Here is a 20049-nt window from a genome sequence, read left to right as displayed (position 1 = left end):
ACAAAATTCAGTAAGAAATCACCCATGACTCTGTCTGCTACCAACACCCCTCAAACGAAAGAGACTTTTGCCCAGTCTTGTCAATGGTCAGGTCTAATTGAAACCTATCGGTCTTATTTACCCGTCACCGCATCAACTCCAGTGGTGACTCTTTTAGAGGGAAATACTCCTCTGATCCCCACTCCTGCCCTTTCTGAAGCGGTGGGTAAGGGAGTCAAGGTATTTGCCAAATATGATGGTCTTAACCCGACAGGTAGCTTTAAAGATCGAGGCATGACCATGGCGATTTCTAAGGCAAAGGAAGCTGGGGCGAAAGCAGTGATTTGTGCCAGTACAGGGAATACCTCTGCCTCAGCGGCGGCTTACGCCAGTCGGGGGGATATGCAAGCTTTTGTGTTAATTCCGGATGGGTATGTAGCCCTGGGTAAGTTGGCGCAGGCATTGGTTTATGGGGCGCAGGTATTGGCAATTGAGGGCAATTTTGACGACTGTTTGCAGATTGTGCAGGAGTTAGCAGCAAATTATCCAGTAACGTTGGTTAACTCGGTGAATCCCTATCGGTTGGAAGGTCAAAAAACTGGCGCTTTTGAAATTGTCGATAATTTAGGGAATGCCCCGGATTGGCTGTGTATTCCGGTGGGAAATGCGGGGAATATTACGGCGTACTGGATGGGCTTTTGCCAGTATCATCAACATGGGTTGTGCGATCGCTTACCTCGGATGATGGGATTCCAAGCGGCAGGGGCGTCGCCGTTGATCCTGGGTGAACCTGTGGCGCATCCGGAAACAATCGCTACCGCGATTCGGATTGGGAATCCGGCAAGTTGGGAGAAAGCTGTCGCGGTAAAACATGCCAGTCAGGGAGAATTTCATAGCGTTACCGATGACGAAATTCTCGAAGCCTATCGCCTCTTGGCATCACAAGAAGGAATATTTTGCGAACCCGCTAGCGCCGCATCGGTGGCGGGGTTATTAAAAGTGAAAGATCAAGTTCCGACGGGAGCAACCGTGGTTTGTGTGTTGACAGGGAATGGGTTAAAAGATCCGGATACAGCTATTCAACACTGCAACAACCAGTTACAGCGAGGAATTAAGCCAACCACAACCGCCGTCGCTGAGGTGATGGGATTCAGTTCTTCAGGTTGGTGAAGTACAGTTTATCCAATTAAGTAAGATCCCTGACTTCTTGAAGAAGTCGGGGATCTTGACGATACTGTTTGGTTAAGAGAAGCTTGAATTTAGAGGATTTTACTCGGTATTGGGTGCGGTGGAATCCATTGAGATTGAACCGCAGGTGGGGGTGGTTTGGGGGGTGAATGATAGGCGTCGGATGGTGAGGGAAGCGATAGGAGATTAGTTGGTTTGTCAATTGGGGATGTAGCTGAGATGGGAAAAGTTTCCGGTTACTCAGATGATGATTTCTGTGATTTTTTCGAGGGAGGAGAAGATTGAGAACCCAGTACCACGTCTCCAGGGCGAGGGGATGGAAAATCGCGGTGGCGTGTCCCTAAGACTACATTTCCTATGGGATTTCCCGATAAATCTAGCTTTTGCAGGTCAGTTAGTTGAATAATACTTTCCGTTATATCTCTTATCTTATTGTTCCGCAAATCCAGCTTTTGCAGGTTAGTGAGTTGGGTAATACTTTCCGGTATCTCTCTTATCTGATTATTCGATAAATACAGCGATTCCAAATTAGTAAGTTGGGCAATATATGCCGGAATCTTTCTTATCTGATTGTTCGATAAATACAGCAGTTCAAGATTCGCCAGGTTGCCAATGCTTTCCGGTATCTCTCTTATCCGATTTCTCCTTAAATCCAGCGATTTCAGGTTAGTAAGTTGGGCAATACTGTTTGGTATCTCTGTTATCTGATTATTCGATAAAGATAGCCATTGTAGGTTGGTGAGTTGGGTAATACTTTCCGGTATCTCTGTTATCGGATTATTCGATAAAGATAACCATTCTAGGTGAGTGAGTTGGGTAATCCATTCCGGTATCTCTGTTATCGGATTGTTTGATAAGTACAGAAATTTTAGGTGAGTGAGTTGGGTAATCCATTCCGGTATCTCTGTTATCTGATTGTTCGATAAATACAGCTCTTCCAGATTATTGAGTTGGACAACAATTTCCGGTATTTCTGTAATGCCTTTATTTGATAAATCTAGTTCTCTTATCTGATTATTCGCTAAATTTAGTTTTTCTCGGCTAGTGAGTTGGATAATACATCCCGGTATTTCTCTTATCGGATTATTTGATAAATCCAGCCATTGCAGGTTAGTGAGTTGGGTAATAGTTTCGGGTATCTCTCTTATCTGATTATTCGATAAATCTAGCCATTGCAGGTTAGTGAGTTGGGCAATAGTTTCGGGTATCTCTCTTATCTGATTATTCGATAAATACAGCTCTTCCAGATTAGTGATTCGGGCAATAGTTTCGGGTATCTCTCTTATCTGATTATTCGATAAATACATCGTTTGCAGGTTAATGAGTTGGGTAATAGTTTCGGGTATCTCTCTTATCTGATTATTCGATAAATCCAGCAATTTAATATTAGTGAGTTGGACAATATTTTCCGGTATCTCTCTTATCTGATTTCTCCTTAAATCCAGGCGTCGCAGGTTGGTTATTTGAATAATTTTGTCAGGAATTTCTGTGATACCTTTATTCGATAAATCTAATTCTGTTATCTGATTATTCGCTAAATTCAGCCTTCCTCGGCTAGTGAGGTGAACCATGCATTCCGGTATCTCGCTTATCTGATTATTCGATACATCCAGCCATTGCAGGTTAGGGAGTTGGCTAATATGTTCCGGTATCTCTGTTATCTGATTATTTGATACATCCAGTTCTTCCAGATTAGTGAGTTGGGCAATATATTCCGGTATCTCTCTTATGTGATTATTCGATATATCCAGCCATTGCAGGTTAGTGAGGTGGGCAATATATTCTGGTATCTCTGTTATCTGATTATTTGATAAATACAGTGTTTTCAGGTTAGTGAGTTGGCGGATATACAGCGGTATCTCTCTTATCTGATTATTTGATAAATACAGCGTTTGCAGGTTAGTGAGTTGGCGAATATACGGCGGTATCTCTCTGATCTGATTATTTGATACATCCAGCCATTGCAGGTTAGGAAATTTAGCAATATTCTCCAGTATCTCTGTTATCTGATTTTTAGATAAATCTAGATATCTCAGGGTAGTTAATCTGGTAATTTCGTCGCGAATTTTTGTAATACCTTTCTCTGATAAATCTAGTTGCCATACTCCCTCTTGGGTAGCTTGAGCAATGATTTTGACTAATTCAGCACGAGTGATTCTGATTTTTGTATCACTCGATACCTTTTTGGGTTCAGTCACTTGTTTATTAGTCATTCTGCTATAACCTCAGTCTTACCCGTGAAACCACGGTTTTATATCTGCCTAAAATTAGATAATACTCCCTAGAGCCTCTCTTTTGCTAGAGTGTTAAATAAACCTCTTAACGCTCTTTATGGTCATTTAGAACAGGTTTATAATATGTAACAAACATCTAGGTATTTCCAGAAAAGTCAAGGGACTAAATCCCCGACTCCTGGCAAAATATAGTGGGGACGATAGGCAAAATGGATTAAATCCTCTTGGCGGGTGACTCCAGACAAAACCAACACCGTCTCGATTTCTGACTCAATCCCGGCAATAATATCTGTATCCATGCGATCGCCAATGATGGCTGTATCCTCGCGACGACAGCCCAACTGCTTCAGAGCATGGCGCATCATTAAGGGATTCGGCTTCCCGACAAAATAGGCTTTCGCCCCCGTCGCTAGTTCCAACGGTGCAATTAACGCCCCTGTCGCGGGGACAATTCCTTTCTCACTCGGTCCTGTTAAGTCAGGATTTGTGCCAATTAGTTTTGCTCCTTTAATCATCAACTGCGCCGCATGTTCTAACTTCTCAAAGCTATAACTGCGCGTCTCACCCACTACCACATAATCTGGGTTGGTATCATTCATCGAAAAACCAGCATTATACAGCGCATTTGTCAACCCCGCTTCCCCAATCACAAAGGCACTTCCTCCGGGACATTGTTGAGCCAAAAATGCAGCCGTCGCCAAGGCGCTAGTGTAGAAATGTTCTTCGGGGACTTCGACGCCTAACCGTTTTAGCTTCTCTCGTAACTCCCGAGGCGATCGCTCGCTACTATTGGTGAGGAACAGAAATTTCTTCCCCGACGCCTTCAACCAGTCCAAAAATGCCTCCACTCCTGGCAGTAAGCGGTTGCCGTGGTAAATCACGCCATCCATATCACAGATAAATGCTTGTTTGCCGCGTAGCTCATTCATGAAAACAAGGGACTTAAAAGCATTGACGTCAGAATCACCAATGATGATACCAGTCTGGGTCGAGAAAATATATTGATCTGCCCCATCGCGACTCCTCAATCACCATTTTCCCACCGCAGTGCTGCTTGATACTCTCAGATAAAAGAAAATTCGCTATCTTGGACTAGATGTTCACCAGACCAGCAACGGTTGAGGTTTTTTGCCATGAGGGGATTCTGTACAATGTTTGCCAACATTGGTTAACGCTTACTACCCTGGACTTACCGCTGATCAAGCTTTTTTGATGCAAACGACTCTCTAAGACGAGTGCCACAACTGCACCACTCAATCAGACTTGCACCAAATCCTAACTCAGCTTGATCCTAATTCAGTAACGGCAAATCCGCAGTTGTGGTGTCAGGGTGCTGTCAGAATGTTTGGGGAGTAAACCTGTCTTTGATGATCAAATAGCCTTCGTTAAAGCCATCCACAATAATACACACTTGAGATCGACCTATGGAAACTCGCAAACGGATTGGTCTACTCACCAGTGGCGGTGACTGTCCCGGATTAAACGCGGTCATTCGCGCTGCCGTTAGACATGCTACTCTGAGTTATGATTGGGAAGTTTTAGGTATTCCCTACGCCACCCAAGGTTTATTGGAAGGCAAATCAGTCTCACTGAATGTTCACGGTCTTGACAATCGGGGAATCGACCCACTCCTGAGTACTGGTGGTACTATCCTCGGTTCAATTAACAAAGGGGATACTGAGGCTCAAGCCGATCAGATTATCGCTGGTTATCAGAAATTAGGTCTAGACGCCCTGATTGTCATTGGTGGCGACGGGAGTCTGGCGATTATGAATCAGCTTGCCCATCAAGGGGGTATGAATATCGTGGGAGTCCCCAAGACGATTGATAATGATGTGGCTTTCACGAATCTAGCCGTTGGTTTCGATACGGCGGTTAATACCATTGTTGATGCCTTATCTCGTCTCTCTTACACGGCGGCTAGTCACGATCGCGTCATGGTGGTTGAGGTGATGGGTCGTGAAGCCGGACATTTAGCCCTGAATGCAGGCATTGCTGGCGGTGCTGATGTGATCCTGATTCCGGAAATTCCCTATTCAATTAGCGGAGTTTGTCAACATATTACCGAACTTCGCGATCGCTGGAATCGCCGCTTTGCGATCGTTGTTGTGGCTGAGGGGGCGAAAACCCTTGAGGGTCAAGAACGATACTACACAGACGCCCTAGGTGAGATCCGATTACGGGGTATCGGAGATTATGTGGCTGACCAGATTTCTCACTGTAGCGGGAACACGATTGAAGCACGAGTAACCGTTTTAGGTCACGTTCAACGGGGTGGTGCGCCCTCTGCTTTAGATCGCTTGCTTGCTACCTCCTTTGGCAAAACGGCTGTAGACTTAATTGCCAAAGATGACTATCAAAAAATGGTCGCTTGGCAAAATGGAATAGTCGTCAGCATTCCCATTGATGAGGTGACTAGCAAAAGTCCTATTTTAGTTGATCGCCATCACCCCCTAGTGGAAACAGCTAGAGCCCTCGACACCTACATTGGAGAGTTTTAGGTAGATATAACTTGAATGCGATCGCCAGCCTAGAGTGCATCGTTCAATTTAGACAGGTTGCGTAGGGGTACGGCACTGCCGTGCCCCTAAAGGTGGTGTGACTCTTGAATTGGCTGTTGCTTATTGCCTTTAAAATCCGTAGGATTACACCTGCGGCGGTGCGGCAGGTTGAGAATAAGTCGGCAGTTTTTTTGAGCGAATGCACCATTTTTTCTCGGCAAGTGTATAATAAACAAAGCTAATCATTCCAATTGGCATCAACAGTGTTTCTAGCAATTTGTATATCGGCATACAGTAATGTGTGAATGATGCCTAGCTCATGACTGAATCAGTTGGCTCCAGATCATTTTCTGTCTAGTGGAAGACGACAGACGTTTTTCACGACCAATACAATTGGTCAGGACATGATGAATTACTCGTCAGGAGAGAAACGGCTGGCTAATTTCTGCCGCCTACAGTAGTCACCTATCGATCATCCATCACTAATCCCAGTAGTGCCTCACAATACCCATGAGGAGACATCAGTGTGGGTCAAGTTAGGAATATTGACTAGGAGAGATAGCATTGAAAACGTCAAGTTTGTATCTTACACCGTTTCAGCGCAAACGGCTACAAAAAAGTTTGCAAGGGGATTTAGCCACACATTACCGCCAGCGCATTGAAATTATGCTGCTTGCGGATGAAGGCAAAACTCAAACCGAAATCTGTAAACGTTTGGGATGTTGTCCCGCCACAGCACGGCATTGGATTTTGATGGCGCACAGTGGGATGGCGCACCAATGGCAGGATAGTCCACGGGGTCGCCCGAAAGCTGTGAATGAGGACTATCTAGAGCGGTTGCAAGAACTGGTTTCCCGGAGTCCCCGTGAATTTGGCTACTCATTTCAGCGTTGGACAGCGAACTGGCTTGCCAAGCATCTGGCGCAAGAGTTTGGCATTCAAGTGAGCGATCGCCACATTAACCGACTACTCACACAAATGGGGTTATCCACACGACAAAAACCTAGCCATACCCCAGAACAGACACCACAACGGGTTACCAGCATTTCCATTCAGGACTTGCCATCGGCGTCTGTGGCTGATGCTCAAGCATTAGAGTCACTTCACGTCGCCAAATCAGGGGAAAATACGGACATCTACGGTCATGGGGCAAGATTCATCCACGCAGTTAGTTTCTCCAGAACAGCTCAATCATACCCTGGGGTATTCCCTTTCAGTCAGCGAGTTTCAGGATTATCTCCCTCAATTTAAATCCCGAACCCCGAAAGTGGGCAAGTTTTGGCAGGGAACAGAGGCGGAGGCGGGTCTTTATATTGTTACAAAAGGTAAGGTGAGGTTAATCGACCAAGGGGGTGAATTAATTGCCACTCTGGATGTTGGTGACTCCTTTGGCGAATTTACCTTGTTTCCTGAAGCGGGGTTTCAGCCGTATTCAGCTAGGGCTTCGGTGAATTTGCAGTTGTGCTTGATTCCGGGTGAGGTAGTATTGTCCTTGATGGCGAACTATCCTCAAATCCGAGAGCAGTTGTGGGATAAGGCGCAGCGGCGGAATTCCCAACTGGTTGAACCGGAGAGGGTTGAGGACAATCAGGGGAATGCAACACCTCCGGCTATCCCCGCTATCCCCGCGTCAACCTCCCCAAAAAAGATAAGTAAAGCCTACTTCCCCAACCCAACTCAGCAAGTCGGGCATTTATTACAACGGGTGATTCGCCGCTATCCCTATTTTGCCCAGCAGAGTGCCTCGGATTGCGGTGCAGCTTGTTTGGTGATGGTGTCTCGCTATTGGGGGAAGCGCTTTAGTGTGAATCGCTTGCGGGATATTGCTAATGTTGACCACAATGGGGCGTCGCTGCGGGGACTATCGGCGGCGGCGGAAAGTATTGGCTTTTCCACTCGCCCTGTAAAAGCGAGTCTGGATCAGTTGGCAAAGCAGAAATTACCGGCAATTGTTCACTGGGAAGGGAAGCACTATATTGTTGTCTATGAAATTACTCGGAAGCTGGTTGTTGTCGCTGATCCGGCTATTGGTCAGAAAACCTTAAGTCACTGGGAATTTAAGCAGAATTGGACGGGCTATGCGCTGCTGCTGCAACCGACGGCGTTATTTAAGGATGAAAAAGAGAGTACGACGCCCTTCTGGCAGTTCTTTGAGTTAATCAAGCCTCATGGCTTGGTGATGCTGGAGGTATTTGTCGCATCCTTATTTATCCAGATATTTGGATTGGTGACGCCCCTATTTACCCAGTTAATTTTAGACCGGGTGGTGGTACAGCGATCGGGTTTAACCTTAATGGCGGTGGGGATTGGCTTGCTGATGTTTAGCCTGTTTCGGGTGGCAATGTTGGGGTTGCGTCAGTATCTGCTAGACCATACGGCGAATAAGTTAGACTTGGCGCTGATTGTCGGGTTTATCCGCCATACGTTTCGCTTGCCGTTGGGTTTCTTTGAGTCCCGTTATGTGGGGGATATTATCTCACGGGTACAGGAAAATCGCAAGATTGAACGGTTTCTTTCTGGTGAGGCGCTATCGATTCTACTGGATTTACTTACGGTGTTTATCTATGTGGGATTGATGGTTTGGTATAGCTGGAAGATGGCGCTACTGGCGTTAGCGATCGTGCCACCGTTTTTTCTATTGGCGTTGATCGCGACGCCTTTCTTACGGCGGATTTCCCGGGAGATTTTTAATACTTATGCCACGGAGAATAGTTATCTAATTGAAGCCCTTTCTGGGGTGCGAACGGTGAAAGCCACGGCGGTGGAACAGATGGTGCGTTGGCATTGGGAGGAGTTATTAAATCAGGAGATTAAGAAGGGGTTTTCTGGGCAAGTAATTGGCAATCGCCTGCAAATCTTTAGCAACACCATTGAAGCGGTGGCGACGACGGCGTTGCTGTGGTTTGGGGCACATTTGGTGATTCAGAATCAGTTAACGATTGGGCAATTGGTGGCATTTAATATGTTGTTGGGGAATATTATTATGCCGTTCCAGCGGTTGACGGTGTTGTGGAATCAGTTGCAGGAGGTGGTAATTGCCGTAGAACGAATTAATGATGTTTTGGATGCGACACCAGAGGAGGATTTACAGGAACAAGCGAGGGCGACGTTACCGCCGATGCGGGGTGATGTTCGGTTTGACAATGTGACGTTTCGCTATCATCCGGAGAGTGATAGTAATGTGTTGGAAAATCTCTCCTTTGAGGTGAAGTCGGGGCAAATGGTGGCGTTGGTGGGGCGCAGTGGTTCGGGGAAAACGACGGTGTCTAAGTTGGTTTTGGGATTATATCCGCCGACGGAGGGGAAGGTGTTGATTGATGGGCATGATATTACCAGTTTGTCGTTGCGTTCGTTACGTCAACAGGTGGGGGTGGTTGACCAAGATACGTTTTTATTTGGCGGTACGATTCGGGAAAATATTAGTTTAGGACATCCTGGGGCTAGGTTGGAAGAGATTATGGAGGCGGCGCGGTTGGCGGGGGCGGATGAGTTTATTAAGCGGTTACCGATGGGGTATGAAACTCAGATTGGGGAAGGTGGGGGGATGTTATCGGGGGGACAACGACAACGAATTGCGATCGCGCGGGCTTTATTGGGTGATCCTCGGTTGTTGGTTTTGGATGAGGCGACGTCTCATTTAGATGCGGAGTCGGAAAGGATTATTCAGCAGAATTTGAATGGGATTTTAAAGGGGAGGACAACGTTGGTGATTGCTCATCGTCTTTCTACGGTAAGGAATGCGGATCAGATTTTGGTGTTGGATCGGGGGGTGTTGATTGAAACTGGAACTCATCAGGAGTTGATGAAGAAGCGGGGGCATTATTTTTATCTGAATCAGCAACAGTTGGATGGTGTGGGGTGATTTTTTTTAATAACCTATGAGTGTCATCAGTGTGACTAAGCTCTCACCCCCCTACCTCCATCTGGATAATAAATCCGTGAAATCAGTGTTTTGACGAATGACAAAATTATGCCAAATTCATTGAATGGACAGATGCCAACTCAACGACAGGAGGAGGAATTAACCGCCTCAACACCAGCAATAGCCACCGATGATTGGTCGTTTGCGACGAAGGAATTACTCGATACTTTGCCCCAAGTGTGGACGAGGGGATTGCTGTATTTTTTAGTCGTATTTGTCTCTATTGTTTTACCCTGGGCAATCCTGTTTAAAGTGGATGAAACCGGAACAGCCAAAGGGCGGCTGGAACCTAAAGGGAAAACAGTCCGACTCGATGCGGCTGTCGCTGGGACGGTAAAGGAAATTAAGGTTAATGAAGGGGATAAAGTTGCCGCTGGACAGAGTTTATTAGTTTTGGAATCAGACTTAGTGACGGCGGAATTGCAACAGGTGCAGGATAAGTTAGAGGGTCAACTCAATCGCCTATCCCAGTTGGATTTATTGAAGAAACAGTTAGTTGTCGCTTTAGCCACTCAAGACCAACAAAATCAAGCTCAGGCTTTAGAAAAGCGAGTGCAAATTGACCAAGCGCAGCAGAATATTGATGCCTTGAGGAATTCCTCTGACTTACAAAAACAGGAAAAGTTGGCACAAGTAGAACAGGCTCAGCAGAATCTGAAGCTGAATCAAACATCTGCGGAAATTATCGAGACTCGTTTAGCTAATGCTCAGCGGGAAGTCGAGCGTTATCGGGATGCGATGGAGGCAGGAATTGTTTCCGAAATTCAGGTGGTTGACCGAGAAGATATGGTACAGGAACGGCAAGGTTTGTATGAACAGGCAAAGTCGGATATGGAGCAGGGTAAGCTACGTTTAGCAGAGCAACGGAGTAGTTATCAGCGGACGATTCAGCAAGTTAAAGCGGATATTGAACAGGCAGAGTTACGACTAAAAGAACAGGAGCGGAGTTATCAGAGTTTGACTCATTCGGGTAAGCTGGCGGTGCTAAAAATAGAGGAACAGCTCAATAATTTGGAAACAGAAAGGGCGACTCTGAAGGCGGAGGTTGCTCAGAGTAAGCGTCAAATTGAATCCTTGAAGTTTCAGTTGGAGCAACGTATTATTGAAGCGCCATTGAAGGGTACGCTGTTTGAATTACCGATTCCAGGAGCGGGGGCTGTGGTGCAGCAGGGGACTACGATTGCCGAGATTGCTCCAGAGGATTCGGCGTTAGTTGTTCGGGCGCAAATGGCGACAAATGAGAGTGGTTCGTTGCGGGAAGGTTTGGCGGTGAAGTTGAAGTTTGATGCCTATCCGTTTCAGGATTATGGCGTGGTGGAAGGAACGTTAACGGAGATTTCACCCACGTCTAAGGTGACGGAAACGGAACAGGGTCAAGTGGCGAGTTATGACCTGGAAATTGAACTCAAACAAGATTGTATGCCCACAGCCAATAAATGTGTTCCTTTACGCCCAGGAGATACGGCAACAGCAGAAGTTATTGTTCGCCAGCGTCGGATTATTGACTTTATTCTTGATCCATTTAAAAAGTTACAGCAAGGTGGGTTAAAATTGTAGGCGAAAAAGATTACTCCAGGTTAGTTTGTTGGGTTTAGTCAGATGATGGGGATATTGGCAAATCCCTTTAAGCCGTACCGAGTAGGGATAGAGTTTTTTGTAAGTGCCTTGTGTTGGATGGTTTTAATTATTAGAGGTTTATCATGCTACAATCCATTACTATTACTAGTAAAGATATTCTGCATCAAGTTAAGCTATCGGGCAAAATTACCTCTATCACAGAAGAGATTGTTCAACTGAATATCATTAAAACAGCCGCTGTTCAAGCAGGAATCGAAGTAACTACTGAAGAACTTCAGAAATTTGCTGATTACTTGCGGCTGACCAACAAACTCAATACTGCTGAAGAGACTTGGAAATGGTTGAACCAGAATGTTATGTCTTTAGACGATTTTGAAGAATTAGTCTACAACTCTTTAGTTTCTATTAAGTTGGCTCACCATCTCTTTGCCAATCAAGTTGAACCGTTTTTCTACGAACACCAACTTGATTATAGTGGTGTGGTCATGTACGAAGTCATTTTGGATGATGAAGATTTAGCAATGGAACTATTTTACGCGATCACTGAAGGCGAAGTAAGTTTCTTTGAAGTTGCTCGTCAATATGTTGAAGATACAGAATTAAGACGATCTGGAGGATACAAAGGGATCGTTCCTCGTCAGGAACTTAAGCCAGAGATTTCTGCTGTAATCTATTCTTCTGAACCTCCTCAGCTTCTTAAGCCCATCATTACATCTAGGGGAATACACCTAATTTTTGTAGAGGAAATAGTTCAACCAAAATTGGATACTTTGCTGCGTGAAACACTCGTATCAGGTTTGTTTACAAAATGGCTGGAACAACAAGTTGATGAAGTCGAAGTAGTTAGAAAAATTACTCCAGAGTGTTAGAATTTTATTTCAAGCTAATTATAATGTTCCTGATTTTGCACATTACCGATTAAAAGGAAAACTGAAATTCCCTCATCAGGTTCATATTATAGCAACCGCCACAACAGTTAGGACACTAAACATGCATCGACACAATAAGCGGCATTCATCTGATGTCCTAATGACCTTGGCGACTGCTATAAGTAAAAATATAGACTTATGACGGCGTTTAAACCCCATCATAATGTTGCTGCTATTGACTATTTTCAGGCATGGAAATGATATCATGTCATGCTGTATAGTTCGTCTACTATACCTGTAATTATTAGGGCAAAAACCTTACCCTTTTACCCATTCCCCACTATGCACAACTGAGACTACCGAACTTGACATCAGAGATTTTTTCCTAATTGTATGGGTATAATTGCAGAATTTGTTGTTTTCTTATTGAAAATTCCATACTCACTCAATAATCCAAAGTAGAGAACTGCTCCTAGCAAGAAACTACAAGCGCCTATTATTATCAGTTTAAGATTGCATTGCATGTTGACAAAATTGGTTGACAGGGATTACTCGTACAAAACCACTCGATAAGTTAGCTTGTTGTTAAGGAGAAGGGAGTTGCTACAGCCCGTTTTTAGAAATTCATCACTAGAAGTAGGTAGACAAGATTTCTACACTACTTGTTGCAAAATTAGGATGAATTTGCAACAAGTTACCCCTGGGTACACCCCTCCTCCTTTTCCTCAGCAACTAATTTTTAACTGCGGCATACAAAGCTACTCCGGCAGAAAAAGAAGCGACAGCAAGTGCACCTATTGAAACGATAAAACCACCAATAGTAAGTTCTAGTTCATCGCTAGATAATTCTTCCATTAAGCTTCTATTTTCTACGTCTATATCGGCAATATAAATTTTCGCCATCGTGCTATCTTCCTCAAGTTTTGTGATTGTTGAATTTTAGCATTTGTAATGATCTAGAAATAGCGGTCTAACAAAGCCGCTGCTGCAAAACCCGCAGCAATAGTACCTACAACGACAGTAACTACCAAAGTAACCCCAGGACCACTACTGCTTGATTTTCCTCCAGCTACAATACCTAGTTCATCGTCAGTAAGATCTGTCATGTAGCTTTCAGAGTCGAATAACAAATTATAGCCTACAGGACGCAGGTCATGGATAGCAATTGCAGCCATGATTAATTACCCCCAAGTTTTTTATTGCCTTACTTCATCTAAGATATAATTTATTCTTGAATATTGCAAGCATTTTTATTATTTAATTTAGACATAAAAACAGGTTTTATGTCTCTTTTTCAGTTATAGTTTTTAATGGATAACAGCGAAAATTTTGGCTTACTGAAAACCTGGTAAGCTATAGGTATTAGCAAGCTCATGTATTTTGATAAAGGTAAAGCTATGATGGCAGGTTTGTTATTAGAGTTATTAAGACTAGTGACTATTAAAATCAAACTTGTTTTTTTTATTGAGCAAAACTTGGAAGAGTGATTCTAAAACTTGTTCTCTTGTCTTGACTAATTCAGGAGGAAACCACTTTTCAATTCTCATTATGTGATAACCAAGTCTTGTTTGAAGAGGACCAACTACCTCACCTTCTTTTGCCTCACTTAGAGCTTGGGCAATCTCAGGCATCAGCTCTGACAAGAAGCGAATTCCAACATAACCACCATTTTCCTTAGACTGCTTACCTTTAGAGTATTCTAGAGCCAAAGCACAAAAAGAGGTACTCTTTTCTCGAAGCGATTGAGCTATTTTCATAGCCTCTGTTAGCTCGTGAACAAGGATTTGAGATAAAGCCATGCGCTTATAATCATTTCGGTTGTTGAGGTAGTGATTGTCTACTTCCTCCCCGAAAAGATGCTCTTTCAACTTCTGTTTCAGCAGCGATAAGCGAATTCCTTGCGACCAGTCTTTTACGGTAATCCGCTGTTTATCCAGCCAAGCCATAGTTTCAGATACTCCTAGCAACTTATGCTCTTGGCGAAAGGCATCCCCCGCTGTTTGTAACTCCTCGTCAGTAACAGTAATGCCTAACTGCTCACAAACGCCTAAAATCCAAGTTTCCTGTTCAGCAGAAGCAGCTATTTCAGCTATTTGGTAAGAGCGGCGTAGATAAGCAACGATTTCTTCATCTGTTGCTGGCGAAATTTTTGACAGTAACACCAATTTTTCTAAAGTTTCTTGCATTGCACTTTGGGTGATGAGTAATTAATGGTAGGGGGACAGTAACTAGGAGCGGTAAAGTAATCGTTCAGTTGGAAGATCTAGAACTTGAAGTCTATTGCGATGTAAATCGCCATACAAGTTAAGGTAATCTAGTTCACTAGGTTTCAACTTCCCTCGCTGCACACCAGCGATCGCCGCATCAACTTCCTCACGAGCACGCAACCCAGTTAAGCAAATATCTACGCAGTTCTGGCTCAAAGAGTAGCGATAAAAATCAGGAACAGAAGGTTGCCAACACCCTTCTGGCAAACCCGGAGGGGCATCCCATAGCGCTCCGGTATGAGAGCCTGTAGACTTAAAAGTAACTATACCCGGTCGTTGCGGGTCTTGAGCATCCCGTGGATTAAACACCTGTTCTTGAGCAGAGCGATGGGCAACATTATGCCTGACCATCACCACATCTAACCAAGGACTGTTAGACAACTGTCGAGCAAGTTTGACATCGTGGAAAGAAGCGCCTATATAACGAACAGCTCCCATTTTTTTCAGTCGCTCCGAGGTGCCAAACATTCTTTCAATAGTACGCTGATAGACGGAATTTGTACCTCTTAAATCAGAGGAAAGCTCCAAACAAGCTTGTAAAGCTTCCCCATCGTTAGAACCAATCCAACCCCAAAATAACACATCAATGTAGTCAATTCCTAATTCCACGAACTGATCCAAAAGAGCAGCCATTGCCGCTTCTGGACTTTTGATGTAAGTTACAGTTGCTAGCACCACCTTCTCTCGCACTGAAGAACCACGCCCACATAACTGACGCAGGGCTCCAGACATGGAACTATAAATATAGTGGTGCAGATCACTGGAGTAAAAAAAGTAGTTAATACCTTGGTCAAAGGCGTAGAGGGTATCATCACTGGAAATACCACCACCACCACCTAATCCCAGACAGCTAACGGTTAAATCAGTTCGCCCTAGTTTGCGATAGAAAGGCAAATCAGATTCTGGATATTCAGCGATTAGATTTTCAACTTTAGCTGAGGGGACGACAGATGGCTGTGTAAGATCAGAAATTAACATTGGTTGAATTTTAATCTAAGAGCTAAATCAGGATAACCTTCTGATGACATTTTATTGAGATCATTGGTCTGATTCAATCAACGAGGACTAGGTTTATCCGGATTACCATAGTAATCCATAATCTCATGAGTCCGCATTATAGTTACTGCATTTAAATTAAGTCTAGCAATTTTAGATAATAAAATAGACAAAATAACTACAATTTTGGCATCAATTTCTGTTCCTGACGAAGGAATTTTTCCTAAGTATTAATACTTAGCGACAAAAATTTTTTAGATTATCGGTGCAGTAATAAGCTGTCTGGCATTTAAACCATAATGTTATAAACTACGAAATCTTTGTGGTGCAACCATCTTGGTCACTGCCCATTCCCAATTTAAATGCATAACAGCTTAGCCGTTAACCAGACAAAGAAGTCGGTATTAGGGGCTTGAGATTTTACTCATAGGCAGTTTAGATGCTGAACAGCTTATCGCCAGTATTCAATATCAGTTGCCTACTTCTACAGGCGTGTAAATATGTTCAGAATTGGCATTGAGGTGAACATAGTCCAAGTCAATCCCCAGTAGAGAAAATTGCCCAAGGATACTCTTCATCCGACTTTCTGGTGAATGCTCCCCGTTATAGCAAGCCTCCAGCAACCCATTCGCCACAATCTGGCAGCGATTCATACCAAAACTTTCCTGAGAAGCAAACTTTTGATTCGGTTCCTCAGCCAACCCCAACCCCGGTGCTAGCTGCATCGTAAATAGGGGAATCTCCGGCTGAAACTGTGACTTGTTCTCCCCATACACATCTAGCAAAACCTGCCTAACTTTCTGATAATCTCTTTTATCAAAATACAACACCCCTGAATCATACCGCCCATAGTCCTTCGGATTGTACAAAACCTTAAAACTAAACGGAATCCCCATTTCATTCAACCGCTGCGTCAGACTAGCCATCACCGCCACAGCACCGTCAGGAGTCAAATTAAAATAAATTCGCACCGTCACCGACTGAACTTGGGCATCTTCAACCCGATTTAATCCCTGATTCCCAACCGCCATATAAAAGCCATTTTGTACCAAATTTTTGGGCATCAGAATAGCTACCAAATCACCAATTACAGCAGTTCTATGGTCATATTGAAGATGCTTATCTCGCTCAATATGTAACCTCACCCCCCCTTTACTCACCGCTAAACTTCCATCACTTTCCTCTCTCAAAACCAACCAATCGGCGTCAAAATATCCGTCTCCCCGATTACTTTCATGCAATCGTTCATAAAATCCTACATCGACTCCCAAAAAGGTATTATTCTCTAAATCTAGGGGCAAAACCTTTCCTTCCCCATCTAATGCTAGGGCAGTTCGCATCGAACCGTTGTAATAAATCCCGTAGAGAAAACTCCGAAGTTGCAGACTCAGATACTTCTGCTGCATATCCCCCGGCATTTTCTGAAAACGGGCAACCGCCTCCGTCGGTAATTCTAACGGTTGATAGTGGGGATGGCGAATGGAGAAATTCGGCTGAATTTCAATGTTATTGACGATATCGTTGAGAACATCTAGTAATCGTTCCGTTGCTTTGGTTGTTGGTTGAGTTTGAGGGGAATCAATTAATGGCATAATCGTTTGGTTTGTAACTAACTCTCTGAAATAGGAATGTTATTGACTTGCAGGTTTGTAGTAAGTGCTTCAGCGTTTAAGGCGAAGACACTGCAACTACGAACGGCTTCGAGAACCCGTTAATTCAGTAGCAGCCGTACCAAAAATTGTTGCCATTGATAGTTCCGGACGGCACAATAAGCTTTTCGCTACCTGAAGCATAGCAATTCCCGTGTTACCAAAAGATTTTTCGTACTGAATCATTCCCTGAATCTGATAAATCAATGCAAAACCCGCAAACTGCACCACTCGCTTCAGAAAATCAGGTCGGTGTTCTAATATTTCCGGAAATGTGTCTAAATAAGCTTGGGTTAATCGGGCAATTGAAGGCTGAAGCCATTCCAACGGAGTCATGGCTAAACGCAGAGATTCTTCAATACTCAAAGACTTACTTATTACCAAACTACTCAGCCAGATTTGTACATAACTGCTAATCGGCGTTCCCAAGTCAAAGGCTGGATCTCCCCAATCAACCCGTTCCCAATCAATTAGTCGAACAATAATATTACTATCTTGTTGCCAATCGTTGTACAGGAGAATATTATTCAATTTCAAGTCATTGTGCGTCAGACATGCGGGAGTAAACGCATTGCCCAATTCGGCTATCGCTTGCCCCAAACTATCATAGCGCTGATAAAGGGCAAAAAACTTCAACCCATCAGCAGGCACTAAACCGAAAACTTCCGGTTTAATCCGTTCCAACCCTCGAATGAATTTCGGCACTTGATCACGGGTTAAGTTATCCGAATTTTGAGCAAAGAACTTCTGATAATCTTGCTGGTTAAATGTCTGACGATGGAGAGTTGCCAAGATTGTACCAATTGCCGTCGCAATTTCTGTAGGAAAGCGATTTTCCTTAGTGTAGAACTCCATTAAATCCTGGTAATCATCCAGGTAACGGCAGACAAGAATAGAGTTTTCCCGATCAAAATGCAGCACTTGGGGCAGAAATGGGCGCAGGGAGTCCAGTTGCGGAAATCGCTGTAAGAACGCTTGAACGTGCCACTCACCCAAAAACTCACCAGCGGCTTTCCCTTCTTGATTATGCCGTTCCTGTTTAACTAGAAGCTTATAACTATTGGGAAACGTGACTAATACGTTAAAGTTTTTAGCCGCAATGGGTGCAACTTGACTCAAATCTTTGTCTGACTGTGGAGCGAGTTGATGCTCAACTAAATAATCAAAAATATTCTGAGAATTTAATAGAAATGGCATAGTCCAGGTTGATAAGTAACCTCATTTTTGCCCAGGCGACTGAAAGTCACGGAACCACACAAACACAGTCCACCTGCGCGGACTGGATTATCAAGGGGGTAGTCAACCCGGATTGGGTATAAGGACAATATAGTTCACTCAAACGTTAAACCTCAAGCCTAAGCGAGAACTTTTTGAGAAAAAAATGAAGCAATTATGTCTTGTTTATTACGGGAGGCAAAGCCTCCCAAAGTGCATTCCCTTCTCAGACCTGGGAACAAGAGCCTGGGAAGGAGGCTACGAGGCTAGGCTAAACTATATAGCACTACGGGGATACGTTAGGACATTTATCTGTTGCCTGTTGCCTGTTGCCTGTTGCCTTTTCACCTATTTTTTTTGTCTTAACCTCAATGCGTAGCGCTATAACGCGCGAGAGTCGGTGCTTAAAGCCACAAAGGATATCTCGCCTCTGCTATACAGCCGCCAGTCACGATCGCGTCATGGTAGTTGAGGTGATGGGCCGCGAAGCCGGACATTTAGCCCTGAATGCAGGCATTGCTGGCGGTGCTGATGTGATCCTGATTCCGGAAATTCCCTATTCAATTAGCGGAGTTTGTCAACATATTACCGAACTTCGCGATCGCTGGAATCGCCGCTTTGCGATAGTTGTTGTGGCTAAGGATTTAATAAAATCTTAGTTTGATGACAAATGACAAATGACAAATAACAATTAAACACGATTTTCTGGAGCCAGAGTGCAAGGTTGACTCGGATCACCCGTTTCGATTTGGATCGTCGGATGTTCAATGCCAAACTGGTCATGCAGATGCTGGGATACCCTCACTAAAAAGTCATCACCCGGATATCCTTTCGGTATCACCAGATGAGCCGTTAACGCTATTTCTGTGGTACTCATCGCCCAGATGTGCAGATCATGGACTTGAGCCACCTCAGGGAGTTCAGTTAGATAAGTGCGAATAGCAAGGGGTTCAATCCCTTCGGGAACCGCATCCAGAGCTAAATTCAGCGACTCCCGAAACAGTTGCCAAGTATTCACTACCACAACCGTAACAATAATTAAACTGACAGCCGGGTCGAACCACAGCCAACCCGTAATCAAAATCGCAATACCCGCCAGCACCACCCCCACAGAAACCAGCGCATCCGCCGCCATGTGCAAAAAAGCACCGCGAATGTTCATATCCTCTTTGCGACCTGACATGAACAGGAGTGCTGTAATGGTATTAATCACCACCCCAACAAAGGCAACCCCAATCACAACACCACCGGGTACAGATTGAGGATTAAAGAACTTACTAATCGCTTCCCACGCCACTGCACCCATCGCCACGAGGACAAGGGTAGCATTTAAAAGAGCCGCCAAAATCGAGGAACGACGGAAGCCGTAGGTATGGCGCTTGGTTGGGGAACGCTGGGACAGCAGACTCGCACCCCAAGCCAGAATCAAGCCTAAGACATCACTGAGATTGTGACCTGCATCCGCCAGTAACGCCAGGGAATTGTAGAAGATACCCGAAGCGGCTTCAACAATGACAAACCCACCATTGAGAATCAAACCAATGGCAAAAGCGCGATTGTAGTTGAAGGATTCGTGGTCGTGATGGTGGTTGTGGGACATGCACTTAGTCGTTCAAAACTCTTTGAGCAACCGGTTAGATTTTTTACATTG

Annotated in this window: 16 protein-coding genes and 1 pseudogene; 7 read left to right on the top strand and 10 right to left on the bottom strand. The window is 44.3% G+C overall.

The window, feature by feature from the left end; all coding sequences use genetic code 11:
• Positions 1 to 24 precede the first annotated feature (24 nt).
• Positions 25 to 1149 (top strand): threonine synthase, encoded by a 1125-nt coding sequence (gene thrC / locus RID09_RS23785; protein ID WP_446338388.1) that lies wholly within the window; start codon positions 25 to 27, stop codon positions 1147 to 1149.
• A 254-nt stretch (positions 1150 to 1403) separates the two neighbouring features.
• Here thrC and RID09_RS23780 read toward each other — a convergent pair whose 3' ends face one another.
• Both RID09_RS23780 and RID09_RS23775 read right to left on the bottom strand, forming a co-directional pair.
• Positions 1404 to 3380, bottom strand: a complete 1977-nt coding sequence (locus tag RID09_RS23780) for a leucine-rich repeat domain-containing protein (RefSeq protein WP_446338387.1) — start codon at positions 3378 to 3380, stop codon at positions 1404 to 1406.
• Between the two features lie 176 nt (positions 3381 to 3556).
• On the bottom strand, positions 3557 to 4330 hold the full coding sequence (locus RID09_RS23775) for an HAD-IIA family hydrolase (RefSeq protein ID WP_446338386.1): 774 nt from the start codon (positions 4328 to 4330) through the stop codon (positions 3557 to 3559).
• Positions 4331 to 4825: 495 nt separating this feature from the next.
• Between RID09_RS23775 and RID09_RS23770 the strand changes: the two genes are divergently transcribed.
• Positions 4826 to 5902 carry an ATP-dependent 6-phosphofructokinase gene (locus RID09_RS23770; protein ID WP_446338385.1) on the top strand — a complete coding sequence of 359 codons (1077 nt, stop codon included), beginning with the start codon at positions 4826 to 4828 and terminating at the stop codon, positions 5900 to 5902.
• 144 nt (positions 5903 to 6046) lie between these two features.
• Here RID09_RS23770 and RID09_RS23765 read toward each other — a convergent pair whose 3' ends face one another.
• Positions 6047 to 6193: a hypothetical protein gene (locus RID09_RS23765; RefSeq protein WP_446338384.1), complete on the bottom strand. Its 147-nt coding sequence runs from the start codon at positions 6191 to 6193 to the stop codon at positions 6047 to 6049.
• Between the two features lie 273 nt (positions 6194 to 6466).
• Here RID09_RS23765 and RID09_RS23760 point away from each other — a divergent pair, with 273 nt between their 5' ends.
• From RID09_RS23760 to RID09_RS23745, 4 genes are all read left to right on the top strand, one after another.
• Entirely contained in the window at positions 6467 to 7153 is a 687-nt protein-coding gene (locus RID09_RS23760; protein ID WP_446338383.1) for a helix-turn-helix domain-containing protein, read from the top strand.
• Positions 7047 to 9764: an ABC transporter transmembrane domain-containing protein gene (locus tag RID09_RS23755; RefSeq protein WP_446338382.1), complete on the top strand. Its 2718-nt coding sequence runs from the start codon at positions 7047 to 7049 to the stop codon at positions 9762 to 9764. Before RID09_RS23760 ends, RID09_RS23755 begins: the two co-directional genes overlap by 107 nt.
• Before the next feature lie 108 nt (positions 9765 to 9872).
• On the top strand, positions 9873 to 11381 hold the full coding sequence (locus tag RID09_RS23750; protein WP_446338381.1) for an HlyD family efflux transporter periplasmic adaptor subunit: 1509 nt from the start codon (positions 9873 to 9875) through the stop codon (positions 11379 to 11381).
• Between the two features lie 377 nt (positions 11382 to 11758).
• The gene (locus RID09_RS23745) at positions 11759 to 12271 is read left to right on the top strand and encodes a peptidylprolyl isomerase (RefSeq protein ID WP_446338437.1); all 513 of its coding nucleotides are present in this window, start codon (positions 11759 to 11761) and stop codon (positions 12269 to 12271) included.
• Between the two features lie 732 nt (positions 12272 to 13003).
• On the opposite strand, the gene RID09_RS23740 is transcribed toward RID09_RS23745, so the two are convergent.
• The 6 genes from RID09_RS23740 to RID09_RS23715 all read right to left on the bottom strand — a co-directional run bounded on the left by RID09_RS23740 (position 13004) and on the right by RID09_RS23715 (position 18380).
• The gene (locus tag RID09_RS23740) at positions 13004 to 13174 is read right to left on the bottom strand and encodes a hypothetical protein (protein ID WP_446338380.1); all 171 of its coding nucleotides are present in this window, start codon (positions 13172 to 13174) and stop codon (positions 13004 to 13006) included.
• A gap of 53 nt (positions 13175 to 13227) precedes the next feature.
• Positions 13228 to 13446 carry a hypothetical protein gene (locus RID09_RS23735; RefSeq protein ID WP_446338379.1) on the bottom strand — a complete coding sequence of 73 codons (219 nt, stop codon included), beginning with the start codon at positions 13444 to 13446 and terminating at the stop codon, positions 13228 to 13230.
• 255 nt (positions 13447 to 13701) lie between these two features.
• Entirely contained in the window at positions 13702 to 14457 is a 756-nt protein-coding gene (locus RID09_RS23730) for a peptidylprolyl isomerase (RefSeq protein ID WP_446338378.1), read from the bottom strand.
• Positions 14458 to 14499: 42 nt separating this feature from the next.
• Complete coding sequence (locus RID09_RS23725) at positions 14500 to 15516, bottom strand: aldo/keto reductase (RefSeq protein ID WP_446338377.1); 1017 nt, start codon at positions 15514 to 15516, stop codon at positions 14500 to 14502.
• A gap of 488 nt (positions 15517 to 16004) precedes the next feature.
• Positions 16005 to 17126 carry a T3SS effector HopA1 family protein gene (locus RID09_RS23720; RefSeq protein WP_446338376.1) on the bottom strand — a complete coding sequence of 374 codons (1122 nt, stop codon included), beginning with the start codon at positions 17124 to 17126 and terminating at the stop codon, positions 16005 to 16007.
• Positions 17127 to 17222: 96 nt separating this feature from the next.
• A complete protein-coding gene (locus RID09_RS23715) occupies positions 17223 to 18380 on the bottom strand; it encodes a phosphotransferase (protein ID WP_446338375.1) in 1158 nt (385 codons plus the stop codon).
• A gap of 437 nt (positions 18381 to 18817) precedes the next feature.
• Here RID09_RS23715 and RID09_RS23710 point away from each other — a divergent pair.
• A pseudogene (locus RID09_RS23710) lies at positions 18818 to 19039 on the top strand (6-phosphofructokinase); the annotation flags it as partial.
• A gap of 50 nt (positions 19040 to 19089) precedes the next feature.
• Here RID09_RS23710 and RID09_RS23705 read toward each other — a convergent pair.
• Positions 19090 to 19998, bottom strand: coding sequence for a cation diffusion facilitator family transporter (locus RID09_RS23705; protein ID WP_446338374.1), 909 nt, complete (start codon positions 19996 to 19998; stop codon positions 19090 to 19092).
• Between the last annotated feature and the right edge of the window lie 51 nt (positions 19999 to 20049).

Origin of the sequence: Coleofasciculus sp. G1-WW12-02, from assembly GCF_040219735.1 — a bacterium.
In the GTDB taxonomy this organism is placed as follows: Bacteria; Cyanobacteriota; Cyanobacteriia; order Cyanobacteriales; family Coleofasciculaceae; genus Coleofasciculus.
This window is presented reverse-complemented; position numbering and strand designations above follow the sequence as displayed.